The 18,045-nt window shown below is 53.5% G+C and carries 18 protein-coding genes; 9 read left to right on the plus strand and 9 right to left on the minus strand.

The window, feature by feature from the left end; translation table 11 throughout:
- Positions 1 to 195 precede the first annotated feature (195 nt).
- From hutC to B3Z17_RS07240, 6 genes are all read right to left on the minus strand, one after another.
- On the minus strand, positions 196 to 924 hold the full coding sequence (gene hutC, locus B3Z17_RS07215; protein WP_286829181.1) for a histidine utilization repressor: 729 nt from the start codon (positions 922 to 924) through the stop codon (positions 196 to 198).
- 350 nt (positions 925 to 1,274) lie between these two features.
- Positions 1,275 to 1,808 (minus strand): transporter substrate-binding domain-containing protein, encoded by a 534-nt coding sequence (locus tag B3Z17_RS07220; protein WP_286829182.1) that lies wholly within the window; start codon positions 1,806 to 1,808, stop codon positions 1,275 to 1,277.
- Between the two features lie 360 nt (positions 1,809 to 2,168).
- A complete protein-coding gene (locus tag B3Z17_RS07225; RefSeq protein ID WP_286829183.1) occupies positions 2,169 to 3,122 on the minus strand; it encodes a DUF2231 domain-containing protein in 954 nt (317 codons plus the stop codon).
- A 142-nt stretch (positions 3,123 to 3,264) separates the two neighbouring features.
- Entirely contained in the window at positions 3,265 to 4,029 is a 765-nt protein-coding gene (locus B3Z17_RS07230) for a copper resistance protein B (protein WP_286829184.1), read from the minus strand.
- A 50-nt stretch (positions 4,030 to 4,079) separates the two neighbouring features.
- Positions 4,080 to 5,960 carry a copper resistance system multicopper oxidase gene (locus B3Z17_RS07235; protein WP_286829185.1) on the minus strand — a complete coding sequence of 627 codons (1,881 nt, stop codon included), beginning with the start codon at positions 5,958 to 5,960 and terminating at the stop codon, positions 4,080 to 4,082.
- Between the two features lie 233 nt (positions 5,961 to 6,193).
- Positions 6,194 to 6,589, minus strand: coding sequence for a hypothetical protein (locus B3Z17_RS07240; protein ID WP_286829186.1), 396 nt, complete (start codon positions 6,587 to 6,589; stop codon positions 6,194 to 6,196).
- Positions 6,590 to 6,828: 239 nt separating this feature from the next.
- Here B3Z17_RS07240 and B3Z17_RS07245 point away from each other — a divergent pair, with 239 nt between their 5' ends.
- The gene (locus B3Z17_RS07245; RefSeq protein WP_286829187.1) at positions 6,829 to 7,152 is read left to right on the plus strand and encodes an amidohydrolase family protein; all 324 of its coding nucleotides are present in this window, start codon (positions 6,829 to 6,831) and stop codon (positions 7,150 to 7,152) included.
- 70 nt (positions 7,153 to 7,222) lie between these two features.
- Here the strand turns inward: B3Z17_RS07245 and B3Z17_RS07250 are convergent, their stop codons facing one another.
- Entirely contained in the window at positions 7,223 to 7,915 is a 693-nt protein-coding gene (locus B3Z17_RS07250; protein WP_286829189.1) for a class I SAM-dependent methyltransferase, read from the minus strand.
- A gap of 75 nt (positions 7,916 to 7,990) precedes the next feature.
- Here B3Z17_RS07250 and B3Z17_RS07255 point away from each other — a divergent pair, with 75 nt between their 5' ends.
- Both B3Z17_RS07255 and B3Z17_RS07260 read left to right on the plus strand, forming a co-directional pair.
- On the plus strand, positions 7,991 to 8,941 hold the full coding sequence (locus B3Z17_RS07255; RefSeq protein WP_286829190.1) for a sterol desaturase family protein: 951 nt from the start codon (positions 7,991 to 7,993) through the stop codon (positions 8,939 to 8,941).
- Positions 8,942 to 9,001: 60 nt separating this feature from the next.
- A complete protein-coding gene (locus tag B3Z17_RS07260) occupies positions 9,002 to 9,475 on the plus strand; it encodes a YybH family protein (RefSeq protein ID WP_286829191.1) in 474 nt (157 codons plus the stop codon).
- On the opposite strand, the gene B3Z17_RS07265 is transcribed toward B3Z17_RS07260, so the two are convergent.
- Both B3Z17_RS07265 and B3Z17_RS07270 read right to left on the minus strand, forming a co-directional pair.
- Entirely contained in the window at positions 9,472 to 9,987 is a 516-nt protein-coding gene (locus B3Z17_RS07265; protein WP_286829193.1) for a helix-turn-helix transcriptional regulator, read from the minus strand. The two genes, B3Z17_RS07260 and B3Z17_RS07265, sit on opposite strands and share 4 nt — an antisense overlap.
- Before the next feature lie 171 nt (positions 9,988 to 10,158).
- Positions 10,159 to 10,581 (minus strand): MerR family transcriptional regulator, encoded by a 423-nt coding sequence (locus B3Z17_RS07270; RefSeq protein ID WP_286829194.1) that lies wholly within the window; start codon positions 10,579 to 10,581, stop codon positions 10,159 to 10,161.
- 77 nt (positions 10,582 to 10,658) lie between these two features.
- Between B3Z17_RS07270 and B3Z17_RS07275 the strand changes: the two genes are divergently transcribed.
- The 6 genes from B3Z17_RS07275 (at position 10,659) to B3Z17_RS07300 (ending at position 17,627) form a co-directional block, all read left to right on the plus strand.
- Positions 10,659 to 11,321 carry a cation transporter gene (locus B3Z17_RS07275; RefSeq protein ID WP_286829195.1) on the plus strand — a complete coding sequence of 221 codons (663 nt, stop codon included), beginning with the start codon at positions 10,659 to 10,661 and terminating at the stop codon, positions 11,319 to 11,321.
- A gap of 43 nt (positions 11,322 to 11,364) precedes the next feature.
- Positions 11,365 to 11,679, plus strand: a complete 315-nt coding sequence (locus B3Z17_RS07280) for a hypothetical protein (RefSeq protein WP_286829196.1) — start codon at positions 11,365 to 11,367, stop codon at positions 11,677 to 11,679.
- A gap of 88 nt (positions 11,680 to 11,767) precedes the next feature.
- Positions 11,768 to 13,009: a TolC family protein gene (locus B3Z17_RS07285; protein WP_286829197.1), complete on the plus strand. Its 1,242-nt coding sequence runs from the start codon at positions 11,768 to 11,770 to the stop codon at positions 13,007 to 13,009.
- A gap of 8 nt (positions 13,010 to 13,017) precedes the next feature.
- A complete protein-coding gene (locus B3Z17_RS07290) occupies positions 13,018 to 14,181 on the plus strand; it encodes an efflux RND transporter periplasmic adaptor subunit (RefSeq protein WP_286829198.1) in 1,164 nt (387 codons plus the stop codon).
- 9 nt (positions 14,182 to 14,190) lie between these two features.
- Positions 14,191 to 17,319, plus strand: coding sequence for an efflux RND transporter permease subunit (locus B3Z17_RS07295; protein WP_286829199.1), 3,129 nt, complete (start codon positions 14,191 to 14,193; stop codon positions 17,317 to 17,319).
- Entirely contained in the window at positions 17,316 to 17,627 is a 312-nt protein-coding gene (locus B3Z17_RS07300) for a P-II family nitrogen regulator (protein ID WP_286829200.1), read from the plus strand. Before B3Z17_RS07295 ends, B3Z17_RS07300 begins: the two co-directional genes overlap by 4 nt.
- Positions 17,628 to 18,045: the final 418 nt, after the last annotated feature.

Below are 18,045 nucleotides of genomic sequence, written 5' to 3' on the forward strand. Positions count from 1 at the left end.
TAACCCTTCATTAAGAAATAAACTACATCACCACCCCGAAAACGCCATCTAAGGCCCAAGCCATTTCTAGCTATTGGCGAAATGTGCCTTCACATTCGGAAGATAAACAATTTCAACGAGTGTTGAGAGCGAAGCAAAATGGATGGTTGATGAGCGTCAATCACATTTCCGTGATGTTACGCGGTCGGAAGCTATTTAGTCGAGATTAACATTGGCGCTGAATTTATTTCCCAACCGATATCGGCTTCCCGGGAAAAACATGCGTGCAAAAGTAATGACTTTGTTGTTCATGGAAGTACGCCTGGTTAGCACAAGACAGGGTTCATTCTCAGGCATCCGGAGCAGTTCGCATATCTGCTCACTCGGCATTTCCGCGCGAATGGTATGCTCGACTTCTTGCAAGGGTAACTTCGATAGAAGATAGGCTGTTGGTGTGATCTCCCGGAAATCATTAGTCAGATAATCGGGTGCGAAACAGGGATTGACCCAACGGTCCTCCAATTGCAACGGCATGTCACCTTCCAGATGTACGATTCTGGTACGAAGAAGCGTTTCTCCCAGCGGCATCCGGAATAGCTCCGCCAATCGGCCGGTGGCAGTTTCCTCGCGACGCCGAATAACGTCCGCCGAATAAGTGTGACCTCTCGCTCGAATATCGTCCGCGATATTCCGTACATCCAGAACATGGCCATCATCTGTCTTTTCGGCGACAAACGTACCCACACCGGGAACACGCGCCAGTACGCCTTCGTCCGTCAGTTCCCTAAGCGCTCGGTGCGCCGTCATGCGGGCAACACCATACTGTTTCATCAAGGCATTTTCTGACGGAACTTTGTCATTTGGGCCGTATGTGCCATCCTTGATTGCCTGGATAAGCTCATCCTTGATACGCTGATAGGGTGCCCGAAGGGAGTGTGCTGTCACTAATCCAACCTTAAGAATTCTTTGGCGCCCTATACTCGGGAAAAATTAGCGGCGTAATCAGATCACTTTTCACCGCGGAGCAAAGCATAGTGGCGCGATATTCAGAGTGCCGAATGAACGAAAATCCACTCTAGACAACCCTAGCCTTTGCCCTTCTATAGGTTTCAATTTAAATTTGTAAATCTTTATTTGGAAACCGGGCAGTCGGTCTTAGACGTTTGCAACCCTTTACGGTGAGCCCGAGAGGTTGCTTTTATCCCGACTGGTACACAATCAAAAAACGAGGATATCCGAGACATTCACAGCCAATTACACGTTTTTGGCGTCACCGACTATCAGCGAAACCATTTTTATTCCGCAGCAAATAACTTTTCTGACAGCCCAGTCACGCGAGCTTCCTCAATCGCCGCATTCACCTCTTTCAGCGCAGCAGCCGTTTTCCTGGAATGCCAGCACGTCAACACCTCGCCCCACGACACGAGTTCCAGATTTTTATCATAAGTATATGGTCCTCGACTATGTGCTTGTTCAAACAGGCGGGTATCAAAGTCTACCGACACAACTACATCCACCCTGTGCCTGTCCAACAGTTCAAAGGCCTTAACCTCGGTTTCCACTACAAGAGTGGTAATATCCCAATCAATCCCTACATGAGGTTCAAGCATTTTTAAGTGGCTGCCCGCTCCAACAACGACCTTGCCTCGCAGTTCATGATATGCAGATACCGGCGCCTCGCCTTGGCGAGTGTAAAGGCGCAGTCCAATACGGTTTATAGGCTCTGAAAATCTTATGTGATTTCGGTCATTGGCATTAATTGGATAGTCATCGATACTATCAATCGCGATATACAGACAATCCGCGCGGCGCTCCGCAAAATCCCGCATGGCCCGTCTGTAGGACAGAAACTTCACTTCATGGTTACCGACCGAGGGCCTGACGACCTGTTCGAAAAAAGGTTATGGGGGCCAGGTGTTTGCTGATGGAAAACGTGGGGTATCTGCCCAGCCAATATTTTCAAGGGCTCCGCTCGCCCCGAAACGGACCCGAGCAACAAAATCACAAGAACTGAAGAAAGAAAGATAACCCGCACGGTCCGCCAATGCCCTAATTGTTGCGATATACTCAACCACATATTTGGCAAGCATGGCAACAGTCCCCATAATTATGTGAAGACATTTTCTCGAGTTAAAACAACACAGCTGGTGCCGCCCCGCAGCCCACACTGCAGGGCGGCTTTTGAAAGGCTACCGGTCAGCCCATTCTATCAAGGCGATCTTCCAATCGTGTCCTTCACGGCGGAGCAACATAAATTCACGACCCATCCGGTCATACTCTTTACCTCGGTAATTACCCGTTGTTCTGGAGTGGGTCACGACCCAGGCCCTGTCCCCCGCCTGCCCCATTTCACGCGACAGGGTCTCGCTTTCCATATTTGGCAGAAACGCCATGTCTGATTTCATATGCCCTGCCATATAATCGGCTTGGCTGGTTTGGGCGTGGCCGCCCTCAATGATCAACACATCGTCTGCAAGCAACCGCGCCACTGTCACCTCATCGCCAGCTTTCAATGCTGCATAAAAAGCGTCGGAAATAGCGCCGACATCCAGCGCTTCCGCCTTATGTGCATCGCCGTGATCATGCGCCTCGGCACCTTCGCCATGGTCGTCAGCCTTGTCTGCATGGTCTGGCTGGGCCGCATGGTCATGTGAACTGCCATCGCCATGGTCATGATCATGCCCTTCACCGGTAATCTCGGGCAGGCTTTTCACCCCGAGCCCATAACCATAGACAATCCTGCCACCCCACCAGGCCGTCACGGTAAGTGCCAGCGCGGCAACAGTCAGCAACGACAGGAACAGGGTTTTCGGATTGGCTTGCCCGGCCTTCCAGCGCCAGAAGGCCAGTACCAACATCGCCAGACCGGACGGCACTGCCCAACTCCTATGGGTGGTCATCGCAGCATGGGAGGGACCATCATGCCCCACCGTATAGTAGGCCTGAAAGCCAGCGGCGATTGTCACGATTATGGCCAGGGCGCCAAAGGCCAGCATCCAATCCGCCGCTTTGAGAAGGCCGGGCTTCCAGTTCCGCTCCGGGCCAAGGGTGCCAAGCCAATAAGCAACCGTCGCCGTTACCGGCAATGCATAGGCAAAATGCACCAACACCGGGTGCAGATTTGGTTCGATCAAACTGGTCATCAGGCCCTCCCGCCTTCATCAAGTCGCCTCAGGCACGCCGGGACATGCCTGCGAAACACCAATGTTTCAACTTCGTGTATGACGAGCGGGCCACTAAGGCCCGCTCCATCTACTAATGTGAGTGTATTTTCCATGCGCGTCTCTAGAACCATGCACGAATGCCAGCAACCAGTACTGTTCGCCCGACATCTTCACCAGCTGCTCGCGCAAAATCGGCGGTGCCCCCCAGTTTTCGCTGCCACTCGATACCCACATAGGGAGCAAACTCCCGCTTGACTTCATAGCGCAACCGAACACCGGCACTTAATGAGGTGAACCCCGCTCCGGTCTCCTGCTTTGCTATATCCTGGAAAGAGAACCCAATCTCGGCGCGGGGCTGCAGGATCAGGCGCTGTGTCAGCAGAAAATCATACTCCAACTCGGCGCTTGCCGTCAGATCCCCGTCGGTGCTCAGAAAAGCTGCGGCATCCACTTCAAACCAATATGGTGCCAGCCCCTGCACACCTAGGACCAGATGATCCAGCCCATCCGGTTTGAAATCATGGCGCAGACCGGCCTGCACATCCCAGAAAGGCGAAACTGCGCGCGACCAGAGCGCCTGAACTTCGGCCTCTTCGACGGCTCCACTGTCCAGATTCAACTCGGCTTCTGTTTTGACCCAGAACTTGTTGATATCGCCGCCGTACCAAGCCTGGCCATCAAGGACCAGATTGTCTTCGCCATTGTGGCTTTGCAGCTCAAACCGATCAAACTGCAGCAGGTAAGTTTTCTGGCCACCCATGGCCTTTTTGATCTCTCGGCGCTTTTCCGCCATTTCCTGCGGATCATAATACTGATCCGCCTGCTGACCGGCGATAACGGGCGGCCTGTGCACTTCCTCATTGGCAGCTGCAGAATCCGTATTCATGAGAAGCGCGCCCACTACCACTGCAGACGAAAATATCTTGTACCTAAACATTATTTACGCCCCCCTGTTTCGGTTACCGCCTTATCGCCATGCCCATGATGCATGTGCTTGTGATCGGCTTCTTTCTTCATCCCTTGATCGGACTCTGGATTGCCTCGATGGCGCCGCATATGCGGGGGCGTTTCCGATTCTGGCAGCACGGATACCACCTGAAACATGCCTGCTTCCATGTGATAAAGCAGGTGACAATGGAATGCCCAGTCACCCACATGCTCGGCTGATATATCGACCGACAGCTTTTCCCCGGGCTTCACGATAATCGTATGCTTGCGTGGTTTGTGATCGTCAGCACCGTTCACAACGTCAAAAAACATGCCATGCAAATGGATCGGGTGAGGCATCATGGTATCATTCACCATCGCCAACCTTAAGCGCTCACCCTCATAGAAGACGATGGGCTCTTCCACTTCCGAATACCGTTTCCCATCGAACGACCACATATATCGTTCCATATTGGATGTCAGGTGCAGTTCGATCTCACGTTCTGGCTGTCGCAAGTCCGGGTTTACATCCAGACTGCGCAACTGCGAATATCGCAACGCACGATGGGGGACATCAGCAAGGCCGTGCCCGGGTTCGTCGAGCCTGTTTGCGGGTGCAGCAGCAATATTCACAACGCCCGGTCCGCGCTGGATATTGGCGCCAGTTGTCGGCAGGGCATGGTGCGTGTCACCTTGCGTCGTCATAGTGCCATGGCCCATGGCGGCGTGATCCATTTTACTGTGATCCATGCCAGACATCGCGCCGTGGTCCATGCCCATATCCTTCATTGTCAGAGGAACAGGCTTTCTGATCTTCGGCTCGGCGGCGCGCATCCCGGGTCTCGGCCCAAGCGTGGCAACAACCTGACCTGACCGGTCGATGGATTCCGCCACCATGGCATAGGCTTTTTCTTCCCGTGGCTCAACAATCACATCATAGGTTTCAGCCACCCCGATTTGGAATTCATCGGTTTCAACGGGCTGAACATTCAGCCCGTCCGAGGCGACAACCGTCATCGGCATACCTGGTATCCGGAAGTTGAAAATGGACATGGCTGCTGCGTTGATTATCCGCAAGCGCACACGTTCTCCGGGATGGAAAACACCATTCCAATTGTCTGCTGTCGAATGTCCGTTGATGACATACGTGTAGGTTGCGCCGGTCACATCTGCCCAGTCAGTGGATGACATGCGCATCCGACCCCACATCGCCCGGTCGGCAAGTGTGTCACCCAGGCCATTCTCGGATATGTCATCAACAAGATCGCGCACCGTCCGGCGCTGAAAATTCAGCGATTCCGCGTTCTTTTTGAGTTTGGCGAAAATTCGGTGTGGGTCTTCAAAGGTCCAGTCGCCCAAAATCAATACATATTCGCGGTCATATTGAACGGGATCGGCGCCTTTAGGGTCGATAATGATCGGCCCATAATGGCCCAGTTGTTCCTGCATGCCCGAATGCGAGTGATACCAATAGGTACCACTTTGGGGGACAGCGAACCGGTAACTGAAGGTTTCCCCGGGTTTGATGCCTGGAAACGAAACACCTGGCACACCGTCCATATGAAATGGCACCAGAAGGCCATGCCAGTGAATAGACGTATCTTCGGCAAGGCGATTAGTGACATTGAGGGTAATATCATCTCCCTCACGAAACCGGATCAAAGGCCCAGGCAAGGTGCCATTGATCCCAACCGCAGTGGTGGAACGACCATCGATCCGGACCGGGAATCTGTCGATATCCAGATTGAAACTGTTGGCAGTGCCTGATGGCACACCCAAGTTTCCTCTGTCCGCGCTTTGTGCCCACAGAGGCAACAGACCGGAAAGGCACAGGAATGCGCCGCCGCCTGCCGCGCCTTTCAGGAGGCTTCTTCTGCTCAGATATTTCATGGTCTCCCTCCCATGCCAAAATGGTGGGATGGATTTGTATATGCACCTTCCATACGGCGCTGCCGGTCGCTATCGCAGGCAACGCCCAAATTAGGGTATTTACCCGCACTGTATAAAACAACTGATGAGATCATTTCCGAACCCTCTCGGGAATTATAACATTTTCCTTTACCGGGCAGCCATTTGCCAACGGTAGGTGACAACCAGAATCAGATGATTTGGCTTGAGAAAAGTTATAGGGTCCGGGGAGGCGGTGTGATGTGATCACCAACTGTCGAGAACAACGGTTGGCCGGGCATAGGCGCCGGAGACGTATGAAGCATCCAGGTAACTGACGCCTGCGGCAATCGTCCGATCATCGCAACAGTAACCGCCAGCCCGCAGCAGGATACATCACAGGCACTATTGTCCTGACCAATGTGTCCATTCTTTTGAATCATGCTGGTATGCTTGAATGCCGAAACTGTTGTTGCAGCTTGATCGCCTGCCATCTGTGCCATCGTGGGAGAAGCCATTTCTTCAACACAGCAATCATGGCCAGAGGCCGCGAATACGCTTGGAACGACAACCATCGATGCCGTCACCATAAAGACCATAAGGGCCGAATGTATCCTCTTAAATATAGCCATTGCTATCTCAGCATAACCCTTGACCAGGGTCGAGGGTCAAGAGGTCATTGTCTATTTCGTGGATAAAACAAATAAATTACTCACCCCCCCTAGACCTTCCAACAATTGGATGCTTCATGTGCATATCGTTCAAGACAGCATGCGCGACAAGGTTCCTTTCGTCAAACCGCTTTTCGAGCTTGACAAGCAATTGACGCTGCGGTTCCACCAAGCAGGTGTTGTGTTGGGGGCTGGCAGCGATGTCTTGTATGCCCTGGATGACACCGGGCGCCAGCTTACATCGAGAGCTGGAACTTTTTGTAGACGCAGGCATCTCGCCCGCAGACACATTGAGGATCGCAACGCAAAACGGCAGCAAGTTCGTCTATCGCGAAGACCAGATTGGCACCATCGAGACTGGTAAAATCGCAGACTTGGTCGTTCTATCCGCCAACCCATTGGATGATATCCGAAACACCCGGAAGATTGTTTCGGTTGTTAAGGCAGGCATCTCATACATGCCTGACGATCTGCTCAATAGCCTGGATCATGAAAAGACGACTTCACCCACTGGCCAACACTGAGCACAGCTGCGTGGGACAAGATATGGAGCCGCTTTTGCGCGAGTGCCCTCTCTCCTAAAAGACGTAAAGTTCACTTCGCTGCTGAATATTGCCAAACGGTGCCGAACATGGTGTTCAGCAGTGGTTTTGTGTCGACCTGCTCGAAGCCGGCTTCTTCAAGCATGTCGGGCAAGTTTCCGTTCGCGTTATCGCGGGTGACGGCCAACCCATCAAGCAAACGCACCAACCAGAAGGCGGCTCTGAGGAACATATTCACCCCTGGACCCCAGTCGATCAACACGAACCGGCCACCCGGTCGGAGCAACGTATGAACGGACCTAAGAGCCCGCTGCTTTTGATCATGGGTCAAATGATGAAACACGAGACTGGAGGTCACACAATCGAACCGGCCAATATCCTGCTGTGGAAGTGAGGCTGTGTCCGTCACATTGACTTCCCGAAATGTGACAACAGGTGCTCCGTCCTGGAAGGCAGTCTTCTTGCGTGCCAAATCCAAGATGTCGGAATCGATATCATAACCAGTGATGCTGGCCCTTAGCTCAGCTTGCGCCAGCGCGAAGGACAGGCCACCTGTGCCACACCCGAGATCCAATATGGTTTCTTCAGCCTCTGGCGCTATCGCGTCCACCGACAACCTCCGCAGCGCTCTGCCACGCGTAAAATATTCGATAACCAGGTCATAAACACCCGTTGCCCACTTGTAGCGAAGGGCCGGGACAAAGGCCTGGGGCTCACCCTTTTCGTGTTCTGCGATATTCGACATTACCGCCTCCTGAATTGTTTCCTTCAACAACAAACTAAGTGAACAGCCACCCAGTGCGCTTGAAGAAATGGCCATTTGTTCAAGCCGCTTGGACCTCCAATCGTTATCTCCGCCCTGAACAAAGGAGAGAGATCGATGTTTGTTTTGAGAGAATTGATCAAGGTGACTTATGTGCCATTGATGCTTGGCGGCTTTTTGACTGCCGCGCTATATGCCGTTGCAGGTGGTTATGGTTTTGGGGCGCTGCTGGTGCTGCTACTGCTTGCTATTGGTATCTCGTTTGCGTTGGAACGGCTTGTGCCATACGAAAGGCAATGGAACCAAGACCGTGGGGATAGCTGGCGAGACGTGCTTCATGCCTTTGTGAATGAAGGCGCCAATGCCTCGTCTGTGGCCTTGCTGCCTTTGATTGTCGCCATCGTACCGGGCTTCGATATTTGGCCCACCGACTGGCCAATGTGGGGGCAACTGTTCCTCGCCATCCTGATCGCTGACTGCGGCATCACTTTGGTGCACTACGCAAGTCACTTCTATCCAATCCTTTGGCGTTTCCATGCGGTTCATCACAGCGTCAAGCGCATGTATGGCTTCAATGGCCTGATGAAGCACCCGCTTCATCAGGCCATCGAGACGGTCGGTGGCACGTGCCCTTTGATCCTGATGGGAATCCCACTTGACGTTGCAACCCTGCTCGCCTTCGCGATCGCCATACAACTGCTCCTGCAACATAGCAATGTGGATGTGAAGATCGGGGTGCTCCGCTATGTATTGGCGCTCTCGCCTCTGCACCGGTTTCACCACATCAAGCGGCCTGTGGAGGGCGATGTGAATTTCGGCCTATTCACCACAGTTTGGGACCGGATGCTAGGGACAGCCGTGTACGACGCCGAACGCCGCTTCTCATCAAGCGACCTGGGCATCGGTAAGGAACCCGACTATCCGAACGGCTATCTGGCACAGTTGATCCGGCCGTTTAAAGCGCCCTCTAAAACAGAAGCAGCAGTTCCAAACCAGCCTGTAGAATGAGTTGCCATATACCATAAAAACCCTTTAGTATCAGTGCTGTAATAAAAAAGGAGGGATAGAGTGAGAACACTAATCTGTGCGGCACTGATCGCCATCGGGTCAACGTCCGTTTTCGCGTCTGCAGACGATGAAAAAGCGATTAAAGAAATCATCGCCGCCATCGAATATGGTTGGGAAAACGGCGATGGGACACCGTTTCGAAAGCATTTCCTCGATTTTGAGGGCGCCCGCTATGTAGAGTCCGGCGGTCAGAATGAAGGATTGGATGACCTGGTGACCAATCATGTGGAACCAGAGAAAGATGCTCTCGAATATCTGCACCTGGATTTCTCGGATATCGAAATCCATTTCGAGGGCGGCTTTGCCTGGGCCGTTGCCGACACCCGCGTTAAAGGCAAAGCTAGGAAAAATGGGCGCGATTTTGATAAAGCGGGGCGCCAAACATTCCTGTTCCGCCTGGTCGAGGGCGAATGGAAAGTGGTGCACACCCATTCTTCAAGCCGAGACTATAGGCCAATGAAGCACGAACACTAGACAGCTGGTTTTTCTGCAACCGTCATCTGGATCTTTAGAACGCTATCTGTGGGGGAGACACCAAATGTCTCCCTCATTGTTCTTGAGAAATGGGCAGAATCCGCAAAGCCTGCCTTGTGGGCTGCCGCAGTGGCGTCGTCACCTGCACCGATTGCGGCAACCGCAACATTTATGCGCCGCCATAGGGCATACCGCCGAAGCGGCATACCGATGTTGGCGCGAAACAGGTCTGTGAAACTGCTTTTGGACATACCGGCCTCTCGCGCGATCATGTTCTGCGTGACTTTGCCACCCAATGCACCGTCGATTGCTTCAAGAGCGCGGATCATCCTGGGGTCATCAATAGTGGTTTTTTGCTGCTGCAGCGCTGACAGCCACTCCTGGAGTGCCTTACGTTCGCCCTCACACCCTTCCAATAAGGTTGGCTCGATGTAAAGCAGATCGAGGGGCTCCTCGCTTGGCGCCAACCTGTGCCTTGCGTTCGACGGGACGCGAAGGAAATGACCCACCATCTTGCAATCATCAAGGGTAACCGTCGCCTCAGCTGTATCTGAGAAGACGAGTTGTGCAGGATAATGCGCATGAAACGACGTGTCGCCAGCGGGGCCATGATAATGCGCCCATCCTTGTGCGAGCAGGAGTTCACCTTGCCATTGGGCCCCATATTTCAAAACGTGAAGCTCCTAGCCGTGTTCTTTGCAGAGACTATGGTCTGCAAGCACCTTGATGATCCGACACTCCGCGATCGCACCACCTGAGCATTCGTTGATCATGCGTTTTAGCTCAGCCTGCAAAACCTGCAATGAAGCAATCTTCCTATCAACGGCACTTAAATGCTTTCTAGCGATTGCATCTACTTCGCTACAGGACCTACCCGGTTGGTCGGACAATTCCAGGAGGTTGCTTATATCATCCAGAGAAAACCCAAGTTCCCGGCTATGACGTATAAAGGTCAATCGCTCAAGGTGGGTGTCGTCATAAAGGCGCCGGTTGTTAGCGGCCCGGGTCGCCTTTGGCATGACACCAATGTCTTCATAATAGCGAATGGTTTGCACCTTTGTGTCCGTGCGTTTGGCCAATTCGCCAATCATGAACTCCCGCGTCATGCATTTTCTCCTTGCTCCTACAGTCACTGTAGCATTTAGAGTTTATCCTACAAAACTAATAGTGATTCGAGGTAAAAATGTCTGGTAGTTGTGGATGCGGTTCCGATCAAAATTTTGACGGTTCATCGCCCGCGTACAAGCGGGTATTGAGCGCCATCATTGCCATCAACCTCGGTATGTTCTTTGTCGAGCTTGTGGGCGGGCTTGCCTCTGGGTCAATGGCGCTCCTTGCAGACTCTCTCGATTTTCTTGGCGATACCGCCACCTATACAATCTCGCTTATTGTGATAGGGATGCCGCGTGCGGTCCGGGCCAAGGCTGGTCTTTTTAAGGGGCTATCCCTGTTTATTGTCGCCGCCTGGGTGCTTGGCAGCACATTTTACCGTGTCTTCATTGATGGCGTGCCCGAGGCCCTTACCATGGGAGCCATCGGCATTACCGCCTTCATTGCAAATGTTATCAGTGCAGTGTTACTTCTTAAATACAAGGATGGCGACAGCAATGTGCGCTCGGTCTGGCTATGCAGCCGGAACGATGCGATCGGTAATCTGGCTGTTGTCCTAGCGGCCTCTGGTATTGCGGCGACTGATGCGGCTTGGCCTGACCTTTTGGTGGCAGGTATTATGGGCGGCCTATTTATTCATTCTGCCACCGGGATTGTACGCCAGTCATGGGCTGAGCTTTCTGAAGAGAAACGCCGGAACAATGCGGGCAGTGACTCGTGTAAAGAAAACCTGTAAAAGCTGCATTGTAAAAATTTGGGATTAGGCATTGAAGCTATCGATGGCGAAATATTTGAAAATATTGCTGCTGTTCATTTTTGTAACAGCACCCGCCTTGGATATTGCTTTCCTTGACCCTCAGGAGTCCGCTGACCATGTCAGTGAAGCCTATCACGACGCAGTTGATCATGAGGAAGATGCGACAGCGGATTTGCACTGCATCTGTCATGTCATTCATCACGGCGTAGCCATAGGCAAGACTGCCGCTCTATCCATCAAAGATACACATTTTAAAACGCGGCAGGTGACGTCTGTCGCAATTAACGGCCTCAACCCCAAACCGGGCCTACAGCCACCTTCCATCACTCTCTCTTGATATTTCCCTGCGTAGGGCATGCCACTGCTTTCCGGATCGGAGGCCAGACTGTCCACGCACATATCAATCTATTTGAGAGTAAATAAGCATGACATATAAGCGACATGCCCTTATGGGCGTCGCGGCGATCGGCCTTTGTACCAGTATGGTGCAAAGCGGTCCTGCCGTGTGGGCGGACAGCCAGAAGCGTCCCGTCCTTCATGAGTTTATTGAACAGGTCTCTGCCGACCATCCAGCCTTGAAGGCTGCGGAGGCTTCTCTGGCGGCTGCTAGGGCGCGGGCCAAGGGCCAATCCCGTCCCATCTATAATCCTGAAATCGAAGTAGGGTATGAGAACGCCTCCGAGGTCACCAAGGAAGTAGGCCTGACGCAGACGTTCGACTGGTCAGGCAAGCGTAAAGCGCGCTCTGGTGTTGGTCGCGTCGAGGTTGAAGCAGCCGAAGCCAGCTACGCGATAGCCAGGAAAGCGCTATTGAGCGATATCCTGCAGTCACTTACCGAATATCAAACGGCATCGAGGCTACTCAATGTTGCGGCGCAGCGCGAAAACCTAAGCTTGCAGTTCCTTGAGCTGGCAACACGCCGCCATCAGGCAGGCGAAATGCCGCAAGCTGAACTGCTGACCGCGCGCCTTGCGCTCGCCGAAGCGCGTGCTGCGAAGAATGAAGCGCTACTCGTGCTATCTTCAGCGGAAGAAAAGCTGGTGGCGATTAGCGGCCAAGATCGGGAGATGTGGCCTCGCCTTAACGGTGCGCCACTTCATACGGCGGTAGAACCCGAAACAACCGTCTATGAGCGGCTCCCTGAGCTGCGCCTCGCTCAGGCGCAATCGGAGATCGCCCGCGCCCGCATTCGGGTCGCCAAGTCGGAACGCATGCCTGACCCCACGGTTGGCGTCAGGGTTGGCGAGGAAGGCAATAGTAGCCTTGTCGGGCTTTCTGCCTCCATTCCAATCCCAATCCGCAACAGCTATCGGGATCAGGTGGATGCGGCCGGGTCAGATTTTCTGGAAGCCCAGCAAAACTATTACGCTGAAAACAGGCGTGTTCGGGCACGTTATGATGCCAGTCTGAAACGCTATCTGGCGGCATCTCAAGCCTGGAGCCTTTGGCAGGACCAGGGGGCCGAACCGCTAAAAGAACAACGCTTGCTTCTAAGTAAGCTACTGGATGCCCGCCAGATCGGCGCCATCGATTATCTGATTCAACTCAATCAAACATTCGCAACTGAAGAGGCTTCTGTCGAGCTGAATGGTCGGCTCTGGAACGCCTGGTTTGACTGGCAGGATGCCGGTGCAACGGTTGAAGAATGGCTGGAGACAATTCAATGAAATACTCAATGAAATTTGCGCTGCTGGCCTTGGTTTCGCCACTGGCAATCGACACCGCCGTTGTTGGCATGCTGCCACAGCAGTTTGCTGCGTTCGCTTACAGTCAGGATGAACACGGCGACGGGCATGCTGAAGAAGAAGGCGAAAAGCACGGCGAAGAAGAAATCATCAAAATGTCTGATCAGGAATTACGTGATGCAGGTGTTGTAACCGCGCGCGTCGCACCGCGGACATTGGCAGAGACGGTCTCGGCTCCTGGGGAAGTTACCGTCAATCAATATGCAACCATTCAGGTGACGCCCCGTATCGAGGCCCAAGTGATCGCACGCCATGCCCGTATGGGGGACGTGGTTAAAAAGGGCCAGCCTCTCGTAACCATGTCCAGTGTAGAGATGGCTCGTGCGCAGGCGGATCTGATCCTGACAGAACAGGAATGGCAGCGGGTCCAGAAGCTCGGGCGGGACGTTGTCTCCGAACAGCGTTTTCTTGAAGCGAAGGTGGCCGCACAACAAGCAAAAGCCAAAGTGCTCGCCTACGGCATGTCAGAGGCTCAGGTTAAAACTCTGCTAGCCAATGAAGTCTCTGCCGCCACGGGTGTGTTTGATCTGTTGGCCAATCAAGAAGGCACCATCATTCATGACACGTTCGTGGTGGGGCAGATTATAGCGCCTGGCAATCTTCTGTTCGAAGTAAGCGATGAAAGCCGGATATGGGTAGAAGCCCAGCTGTCACCTGAAAAAGCTGCCTTGGTCGAACAGGGTTCTCAAGCCTGGGTCACAAAGAACGGTATATCCATGACGGGGACCGTCGTGCAAGTCCACCACCGTGTCGATGAAGCGACACGAACTCTGTCTGTTCGGATTGAGGTGAATAATCAGGAAGACAATCTCCATCCGGGCCAGTTCACTGATGTGGCAATCCAGACTGGCGAAACCGAACGGGTTGTTGCTGTTCCAAATAACGCGATCGTTCTTCTTGAAGGTCAGCAGGTGGTATTCAAGCGCGAGGGCGACGAGTTGCACCCCATGCCGTTGGATCTTGGCATCTCTAAAGGCGGCTGGACCGAAGTGAAAGCGGGCCTGTTTGGCGGCGATGTGATTGTCATTGAGAACGCCTTCCTTATCAAATCCCTCATCTTGAAGTCCAAGATGGGTGAAGGCCACGGGCACTAGGAGGTGCATATGTTGAACAAACTCGTAGAAAGCGCGCTCCAGTATAAATTTCTGGTGATTATCGCGTTTCTGGTCGTCGGCTTCATGGGCTGGCGCGCCGTCAATACCGTGCCGATCGATGCCTTCCCGGACGTGACGCCGGTACAGGTGAATATCTATACAGAATCCCCCGGCCTTGCAGCAGAAGACGTGGAGCAACTGCTCACGTTTCCGGTGGAATCCGGCATGGCAGGCTTGCCGGGCGTGCAGGAGATCCGATCCGTTAGCCTTTTCGGTCTTTCGTATGTGGCGGTTTATTTCGAGGATGACATGGACATCTATTTTGTCCGCCGCCTCGTTATGGAGCGCCTGGCGGAGGTTGGGGACCGTATTCCGGAAGGATACGGGACGCCAGAGATGGGGCCCAACACATCAGGGCTGGGTCAGGTGTTTTGGTACACAGTCGAACAAGCAGACGAGAAGCTGGCAGGCGCCGATAGTGAGATGGACCTGCGTACTTTGCAGGACTGGACCATCCGGTTGATCCTGAGAACTGCACCCGGTGTGGATGACGTTATGTCGTGGGGTGGTCAGGAGCGCCAGTATCAGGTTCAGATCGATCCGCTCAAGCTGATTAAATATGGCCTTGGCTACCGTGATGTGATGGAAGTGATTGAGGCCAACAACCGGCAGGTGGGCGGCCAGTATATCGATCAAGGGCCGGAACAGTATCTGGTGCGCGGCCTGGGGCTGGTTCGCGGTGAAGAGGATCTCGGCAGCATCGTCGTCAAGGAAGCCGATGGTACGCCTGTGTACCTGAAGGACATTGCAACAATTTCACAGGCAGGTGCCCTCAGGTTCGGTGCTGTCACGCGTGACGGCAAGGAAGTTGTGCTTGGCATGGCTTTGTCCCGTATCGGTGAGAACGCCAAGAATGTGGTAGATGCGGTCAAGGACAAGGTCGATATCGCCGAACAGGCATTGCCGGACGGTGTGGTGATCAAACCGATCTATGACCGGACCGAGCTCGTGGAAAAAGCAGTTTCGACGGCAGAGAACGCGCTCATTGAGGGCTCCATTCTGGTGGCAATTGTGCTGTTTCTGTTCCTTGGGGAGTTCCGGTCGGCCTTTGTGGTGATCGCGGCTTTGCCGCTCGCCATGCTGATCGCTTTCATCTTCATGGAAAATGCCGGGCTATCCGCCAATCTGATGTCGCTTGCAGGTCTCGCGATCGGCATTGGTATGATGGTGGATGGGGCCGTCGTGATGGTGGAAAACTCGTTCCGGGTTATGTCAGAGCGACGGGAAGCTGGCGAGAATGTCAACCGCTCCGCCGCAGTACTTGAAGCTGCACGCGAGGTGGCCAACCCGATCTCGTTTGCGATTCTGATCATCATCGTGGTGTTCCTGCCGCTCTTCAGCCTCGAAGGGCTGGAAGGCAAGCTCTTCAAACCCATGGCTTTCAACATCAGCTTCGCCATGGCGGGGTCGCTCCTGCTGACGCTGACAATCATCCCGGTTTTGGCCGCGTTGATCCTCAAGCCAAAGGAAGAAAAAGATACCTTCCTCGTCGCCTGGATCAAGAAGCGTTATCTGCCACTCCTTGAGTGGGCGCTGGGACACAAGAAAGCCGTTGTCAGCGGTGCGGTCGCCCTTCTTTTAGGTAGCCTGGCGCTCTTCCCGTTCCTCGGCAAAGAGTTCATGCCGCAGTTGCAGGAAGGCTCGATCATGTGGCGGGTCACCTCGATCCCGTCCACGTCGCTCGATCAGTCGATCAAGATATCGAAGGACATTGAGTTGGCGCTAGGCGAGTTCCCCGAGGTGGAAACGACCATCGCTATGATCGGCCGCGCCGAGAAAGGTGAAACCGCCGATGTGAACTATATGGAGATCTATACCGCACTCAAACCCCATGATGAATGGAGCAATGATCGGTCCATTGAGGAACTGGCCGATGACATGCGAGAGAAGCTTGAAAAAGTAGTTCCTACATCAGTCATTGCTTTCACTCAGCCCATTCAGATGCGGGTGGAGGAATTGATCTCCGGCGTACGGGCCACGCTCGCCGTCAAACTCTATGGGGAAGATCTGGGCGAACTGGACCAGCTTAGCGCCCGGATCAAAGAAGCTGTGTCCGCGGTGCCTGGTGTGGCTGACCTGTCACTTGAGGCCAACATCGGCAAACCGCAGGTGCGCATCCAGGTGAACAGGGCCGCTCTCGCGCGGTACGGCATGAACGCAGATAACATCCTCGATATTGTCCGTACCGGTATCGGCAATGAGCCTGTCAGCACCCTGATCGACGGCGTCAAGCGGTTCGATATCACTGCACGCCTGCAGGATGCCTCCAAAGCGTCTGTGGACGCAATCAAGGCTATACCTGTCAGGACATCGTCGGGCGCCATCATCTCGCTTTCTGATGTAGCAGACGTCAGTGTCGCCGAGGGCTATAGCTTCGTTAGGCGCGAACAGTTGCAGCGCTATGCTGTCATCCAGATGGATGTACGCGGACGTGATGTAGACGGTTTCGTGCAGGAAGCCAATCGAGTGATCGGCGAGCAGGTTGAGATGCCTCCTGGCTACTGGATTGAATGGGGCGGTGCCTTTGAGAACCAGCAGCGGGCACTTGCCCGTTTGTCGGTGATTGTGCCGCTGACGATCTTCTTCATCTTTGTGCTTCTCTATACAGCCTTCAATTCCGTGCGCTTTGCCACGCTGATCATCGCCAACGTACCGTTCGCGACAGCAGGCGGGCTGATCGGGCTCTTTATCACAGGCCAATATGTGTCCGTGCCCTCAGCCATCGGCTTTATCGCTGTGTTCGGTGTGGCCATGTTGAACGGTATTGTGCTCGTAAGCTTCATTAATGAACTGCGGGCCAAAGGAATGACAGTACAGGAAGCTGTCAGGCGAGGCACAGAGCTCAGGCTCAGGCCTGTATTGATGACCGCCAGCGTTGCAATCCTGGGGCTCGTGCCGATGCTACTTTCAAGCGGTGTTGGCGCGGAAACGCAGCGACCCCTTGCTACCGTTGTCGTCGGCGGTTTGATCACATCTACGCTGCTCACGCTTGTGTTGTTGCCGGTCATTTATGACTGGATGGAAAGCCGTGGCGGCAAGACAAAACCACTCCCTTCAATCGATGAGGTGCAATCATGAAAGAGATCAAAGCCTTTATTCACCGGAACCGGATTTCAGATGTGGTCCATGAACTGAAACAGTCGGGATATAAGTATATCTCGGTGGTCGATGTTCTTGGTCTCCTCAAGGCGCTTGATGATAAGGAACAGCACTATTCTGTCGAAATCGGCGACAAGGTGCTGTCTGAGATCAAGCTGGAACTGGTGTGTGATGATCACCAATTGGATAGCGCGATAGATATCATCTGCCGTCAGGGTCGAACCGGCCAGAAAACGGCAGGCTGGATCTATGTGACCGAAATTGCGCAGTCAGTCGAAATTACATAAACTAAACCCTGAACTACGTGGCCATGGTTTTCAGTCATGGCCACGCATGAGGGAATATTCACAGTTGCTAACGCGCCCCAATACCTATGTCCGAGAACTGCAACAGCCAATGTCAGCGCAGTTCAATCTACTGGCATTCATGTACATTCACAATCCGGTGGCTGACACCAACTTTCATAGTGATATGGGTCTTTTAGTGCTCCCGAATGCGGCAGCGTGAGTACCCATATGCCATCCGTCAGCCAGAACCACCGGCGAGCCGAACATGAGCCTCGCAGCAATTTCCACATTATCATAGTGTCAGCCAAACCAGCGGCAGGCTGCTTTTTCTCTCTAGCTGGCACTCTGAAAGTCATGGCTATGTATACATTAGTCCATCTTATCCGCGTACATATCCGACCCTCTAAGTTCCTTTCCA

Source organism: Kordiimonas sp. UBA4487, from assembly GCF_002389025.1.
In the GTDB taxonomy this organism is placed as follows: Bacteria; Pseudomonadota; Alphaproteobacteria; order Sphingomonadales; family Kordiimonadaceae; genus Kordiimonas; species Kordiimonas lacus.